Here is a 5697-nt window from a genome sequence, read left to right as displayed (position 1 = left end):
GTTCGAAACTGCGGGATCGTGATGAGCTCGTCGACCAGGGCGATCGACCGGGCGGATATCGCCACCAGCAGACGTGACGCGGTGAGCAAGGCGTCGGTGATCGAGTCCGTCGATTCGTCGTCGGTGCCGACTGCGTCGGGCATGATCGGACCCCGTCTCCGCCCGGCCGCCTGTTGAACCCCGTGCGCAGGCTATCCACAGAACTCTAGCAGGCGGTTAGTATTGCGAGCCACGATTATTGCGAGGTAGGACTATATACATAGGCATTAATCTTGTCGGTGGCGAAGACAACCGGTGGCCGCGGGGCAGCCGGGCCGACGCCGCCGGCCGTTTCGTCTCAGGAGGCCTGGATGACCGTCGATATCCCAACCGAAGACAACACCGCCGCAGCCGCCCACCGAGCGATGTGGGCGATGGGCGACTACGCGCTGATGGCCGAGCAGGTGATGGCTCCGATCGGCCCGGCGTTGGTCGCCGCCAGCGGGATCGGCGAGGGCGATCGCGTCCTCGACGTCGCAGCCGGATCCGGCAACATCTCGATCCCGGCCGCGATGACCGGCGCGTCGGTCGTATCCACCGATCTGACTCCGGAACTGTTGCGCCGGTCTCAACTTCGTGCCGCAGAACACGTCGTCCGGTTGGAGTGGCGGGAAGCCGACGCGCAGGCGCTGCCGTTCGACGACGACGAGTTCGACGCCGTGATCTCCGGGATCGGCGTGATGTTCGCTCCGGGTCACCGGGTCGCGGCCGACGAGCTGATTCGGGTGTGCCGACCCGGCGGGACGATCGCACTGGCCAATTGGACCCCCGAAGGGTTCTTCGGGCAGCTGCTGGCGCTGATCAGGCCCTACCGGCCCACCTTGGCGCCCGGCGTCCCGCCAGCGGCGTTGTGGGGCCGCGACGACTACGTCGGCGGGCTGTTCGGCGCCCGGGTCAGCCGCATCGCGACCCGGCGGTGCATGCTGCGGGTGGACACGTTCGACCGCGCCGAGGCGGTGCGTGACTATTTCAAGAACCACTACGGCCCGACGATCGACGCCTATCGTGCCATCGGTGCCGACCGAGTGCTGGCGGCCACCCTGGACAGCCAGCTCGTCGAGCTCGCCGGTCGGCACCTGAGCGAGGGTGTCATGCACTGGGAGTACCTGCTGGTCATCGCGGAGAAGCGCGCGGTCTCCCCGGCGGCGTCCGCTGCCGGGTGACAGCGTGGTGCGCGCCGGGTCCAGGGCTGACGGCGCTCACAGGTTTTCACAGCTTTCCCAACGCTGACACCCAGGGAGCCCCTATAGCCTCGCCCGGTGGTTCCCGCCGCCAAGGCGCGGTGGTCGTGAGCACTCGGAGGCCGGATGGTTCGCACGCATCGGATCGTCGACTGGAATCCCGAGGACGTCGCCGCCTGGGAGGCGGGGAACAAGGCGATCGCCCGGCGCAACCTGATCTGTACCGTCGCCGGTGACCATGTCGCGTTCTCGATCTGGTCGCTGTGGTCGGTGTTGGCGTTGTTCATGCCGCAGGCCGTGTACGGCTTCACCGCCGGCGACAAGCTGTTGCTGGGTGCCACCGCGACGCTGGTCGGCGGCTGTGTCCGAATCCCGTACACGCTGGGCGTCGCGAAGTTCGGCGGCCGGAACTGGACGGTTTTCTCCGCGCTGGTGTTGCTGATCCCGACCGTGGGCACCATCGTGCTGCTGGCAAAACCCGGTCTGCCGTTGTGGATGTTCATGGCCTGCGCGGCGCTGACCGGTTTGGGCGGCGGAAATTACGCGGCCTCGCTGGCCAATATGAACGCGTTCTACCCGCAGCGGCTCAAGGGCTGGGCGTTGGGTGTCAACGCCGGCCTGGGCAACCTCGGGGTGGCGATGGTACAGGTCGTCGGCCTGGTGGTGCTGGCGGTGGCCGGTAATCGGCAACCGTATTGGGTCTGCGCGTTCTACCTGCTGCTGCTGGCCATCGTCGCGATCGCGGCCGCGTTGCTGATGGACAACCTGGACCACCGCATCGAGGTGAACCACGTCCGATCCATCCTGTCGGTCTCCGACACCTGGGCGATCACCGTGCTGTACACCTGCACGTTCGGGTCGTTCATCGGGTTCGTCTTCGCCTTCGGCCAGGTGCTGCACGTCAACTTCGAGCACGCCGGCCAGAGCCCCGCGCAGGCGTCGCTGCACACCTTGCAGGTCGCGTTCGTCGGACCGCTACTCGGCTCGCTGACCCGCATCGCCGGCGGCAAGCTGGCCGACCGGGTCGGTGGCGGTCGGGTCACCCTGGCGGTGCTCACCGGGATGATCGCCGCCGCCGGCCTGCTGGTGGCGTTGAGCACTCACGACGACCACCTGCACGTGGCCGACCCCAGCCACGGTGGTCCGGACGCGCTCACCATGGTCGGCTACGTGGTCGGCTTCATCGCGCTGTTCGTCCTGTCCGGGGCGGGCAACGGGTCGGTGTTCAAGCTGATCCCGGCGGTATTCGAGGCACGCAGCCGATCGCTGCCGCTGGGTGAGGCCGGTCGCCGGGACTGGGCGCGCACCCACGCCGGCGCGCTGATCGGGTTCGCGTCGGCGGTGGGTGCCTTCGGCGGCGTCGGGATCAACCTGGCGCTGCGGCAGTCCTACGCCGCGACCGGGTCGGAGACCTCGGCGTACTGGGTCTTCCTGGTGTCCTATCTGGTGGCCTCGATCCTGACCTGGCGTCGGTACGTGCGGCGGCCCACCGGTCCGGTGGCGACCAGTACGGGCAAGCGAACCGATGTGGCTCGGCTGTAGGCCGTGGGGGTCGCGAACAGCGCGTCGATTCGCCCGGTGGCTAAAGCGCCCTAACCTACCTGCGGACGGCCGCCTCGACGGCCTCGGCGATCGGGCCGCGCCACAGGTCGCCGTGCCCGGGTGCCAGGATCTCGGCGTCCAGCACCGCCAGCGCCTTCAGGCTGCGCAGCGCGGCGGCCTGGTCGTGGCTGAACAACGCGGGCAGCAGCTGCGGCCCGCGTCGGGGTAGCACCGGATGGCCGGTGACCAGGGCGTCGCCGCTGGCCAGCACCCCGTCGACCAGATACGAGCAGTGCCCGCGGGTGTGCCCGGGGGTGGGCACCGCGACCGGCCCGCCGGGTAGGCCGGCGGCGACCGCCGCGGTGAGCGGTTGGGCGCTCGGCACGCCCTCGCGGTTCAGTCCGCCGTTGCGCACCACGTGTGCGCTCCAGATCGCCCAGCTGGGCCGCCACAGCTGGCCGGCGACCGCCAGCGGCGACGCCTGCTCCAGGTAGTCGCGCCGGGCGTGGCCGACCTCGTCGGGATGGCAATACACCGGTGTGCCGTGGGTTTTCGCCAACCAGACGGCCGCACCGAGGTGGTCGACGTGGGCATGGGTGAGCAACACGGCGCGCACGTCGTCGGCGTGATAGCCCAGTGCCCCCAGCGATGCCAGCACATCGGTGCGGTCACCGGGATACCCGGCGTCGATCAGGGTGATTCCGGTGTCGCCGGTGACCAGCAACCAGTTCACCGCCTCGCCCCTTGCCAGATGCACCCGATCGGTGACCGGGACGAGCTCGACCAGCCGCTCCGCCATGCCCGTGAGTCTAGAAACTGGGCGGGAGGGTAGAAAAGGAGAATGGCCGAACTGAGACTGGGGTACAAGGCATCCGCCGAGCAATTCGGGCCGCGCGAACTCGTCGAACTGGCCGTCGCCGCCGAGGCGCACGGCATGGACAGCGCCACCGTCAGCGACCACTTCCAGCCGTGGCGACACCAGGGCGGGCACGCGCCGTTCTCGCTGGCCTGGCTGGCCGCGGTCGGCGAACGCACCGAGCGGATCCGGCTGGGGACCTCGGTGCTGACCCCGACGTTCCGGTACAACCCGGCGGTCATCGCCCAGGCGTTCGCCACCATGGGGTGTCTGTACCCAGGCCGAGTCTTCCTCGGGGTGGGCACCGGGGAGGCGCTCAACGAGATCGCCACCGGCTTCACCGGTGAGTGGCCGGCGTTCAAGGAGCGGTTCGCCCGGCTGCGTGAGTCGGTGCGGCTGATGCGCGAACTGTGGGCCGGCGACCGGGTCGACTTCGACGGCGAGTACTACCGGCTCAAGGGCGCGTCGATCTACGACGTCCCCGACGGCGGGGTGCCGGTGTACGTCGCGGCCGGTGGCCCGGCGGTGGCCAAATACGCCGGCCGGTCCGGTGACGGCTTCATCTGCCCCTCGGGCAAGGGCGCCGAGCTCTACACCGAGAAGCTGATGCCCGCCGTCCGAGAGGGGGCCGCGGCGGCCGGCCGCGACGTCGACACCGTCGACAAGATGATCGAGATCAAGATCTCCTACGACCCGGACCCGGAGCTGGCGCTGAACAACACCCGGTTCTGGGCGCCACTGAGCCTGACCGCCGAGCAGAAACACGACATCGACGACCCGATCGAGATGGAGCGGGCCGCCGACGCGCTGCCGATCGAGCAGATCGCCAAGCGCTGGATCGTCGCATCCGACCCCGACCAGGCCGTCGAGCAGGTCGGCCAGTACGTGGAGTGGGGTCTGAACCACCTGGTGTTCCACGCGCCCGGGCACGACCAACTGCGGTTCCTGCGGCTGTTCCAGACCGACCTGGAACCGCGGCTGCGCCGGCTCGGCTGAGGTGGGCGGTCAGAACGTCGAGACCGGCCGGACCGCATTGGCCATGTCCACCAGGGCATAGCGGTGCGCCTGGGTGGGCGCCAGCCGGGCCAGGCTGCGCAGTGCGGCTTCGACACCGAGCCGCAGCCCGTGCTCGGTGAACGGGAAGCCGAGGATGTGGTTGGTGCTGGCCTCGTGGTCGGTGAGCCAGTCCATCGCGGCGCCCAGCACCAGCGCCCGGATCTGCAGCACCCGCGGCTCGGTGTCCGGCAGCGCCTCGACCCGGCGGGCGGCGTCGCGGATCTGTTCCTCGCTGACCTCGTTCATCGATCGGCCGGACAACAAGGTGACCGCGCTGGTGAGTCGAGCGGTGGTGAAATGCCGTGAGGTGGCGGGTACTTCGTCAAGGGTGCGTACCGCGGCGTCGCGGTCGCCTTCCACCGAGAGTGCGCGGGCAAGGCCGAAGGCCGCCGAAATCACGCTGTCGTCGGTGGTCCAGACCGACTGGTAGAACGGTCGCTCGTCGGCGGTGCCGGCCAGCTCCGCGGTCGCGGCCAGCGCCATCTTGGGGGCCAGCTCACCGGGAAACATGTCCAGCACCTCGGTGAAATCCTTTCTGGCCGAATCGTAGTCACCGGTGAGCAGCGCGGTCTCCCCGCGGAACCAGATCAACCGCCACCGCCAGCCGACCCGGTCGGCCAGGTCTTCCAGCTTCCGGGACGCCTTGGTCACGTTGCCCAGGTCCAGCAGGGCGCGCACCTCCATCAGCGGCAACTCGACCGACTCGGACAGGTCGACGCCGTCGGAGTCAAGCGCCCCGTGCCGCACCGCGCGCAGCGAATCCAGCGTCTGCACCGGTTCGCTCAACTCGGTTGCCGACAGCACCGGTCCGGCCACGTCGGTCGGGTCCACCAACGGAACCTGCAACGCGGTGATGATCTCGCGCGCGGTCAGCTTCTGGGAGTGCACCTGGCCGTCCAGGTAGACGTCGGTGTGCGCCACCAGCAGGTCCACCCCGAAGGTGGAGCGGGAACGGGTGAAGACGCTCGACAGCCCGGGTCGTGGTGTGCCGGTGTCCTTCGCGACCACCTCGCGCAGCACGCC

General features: G+C 69.3%; 5 protein-coding genes and 1 pseudogene. 3 read left to right on the top strand and 3 right to left on the bottom strand.

The window, feature by feature from the left end; all coding sequences use genetic code 11:
- Positions 1–143: pseudogene (locus tag AC2VNT_RS05765) on the bottom strand (MarR family transcriptional regulator); the annotation flags it as partial.
- Between the two features lie 207 nt (positions 144–350).
- On the opposite strand from AC2VNT_RS05765, the gene AC2VNT_RS05760 reads away from it, so the two are divergent.
- Together AC2VNT_RS05760 and AC2VNT_RS05755 are read left to right on the top strand one after the other, a co-directional pair.
- Complete coding sequence (locus AC2VNT_RS05760) at positions 351–1202, top strand: class I SAM-dependent methyltransferase (RefSeq protein ID WP_486945940.1); 852 nt, start codon at positions 351–353, stop codon at positions 1200–1202.
- A gap of 144 nt (positions 1203–1346) precedes the next feature.
- Positions 1347–2762: an MFS transporter gene (locus AC2VNT_RS05755; protein WP_486945939.1), complete on the top strand. Its 1416-nt coding sequence runs from the start codon at positions 1347–1349 to the stop codon at positions 2760–2762.
- Positions 2763–2817: 55 nt separating this feature from the next.
- On the opposite strand, the gene AC2VNT_RS05750 is transcribed toward AC2VNT_RS05755, so the two are convergent.
- Positions 2818–3549: an MBL fold metallo-hydrolase gene (locus AC2VNT_RS05750; RefSeq protein WP_486945941.1), complete on the bottom strand. Its 732-nt coding sequence runs from the start codon at positions 3547–3549 to the stop codon at positions 2818–2820.
- 54 nt (positions 3550–3603) lie between these two features.
- On the opposite strand from AC2VNT_RS05750, the gene fgd reads away from it, so the two are divergent.
- Complete coding sequence (gene fgd, locus AC2VNT_RS05745; protein WP_486945938.1) at positions 3604–4614, top strand: glucose-6-phosphate dehydrogenase (coenzyme-F420); 1011 nt, start codon at positions 3604–3606, stop codon at positions 4612–4614.
- A 9-nt stretch (positions 4615–4623) separates the two neighbouring features.
- On the opposite strand, the gene AC2VNT_RS05740 is transcribed toward fgd, so the two are convergent.
- The coding region (locus tag AC2VNT_RS05740; RefSeq protein ID WP_486945937.1) for a tetratricopeptide repeat protein at positions 4624–5697 on the bottom strand (1074 nt) is incomplete at its 5' end.

It is taken from the genome of Mycobacterium sp. TH-M15 (assembly GCF_057473705.1).
Note: the sequence above shows the minus strand (reverse complement) of the source record. Positions and strands in the feature narration are given on the sequence as shown.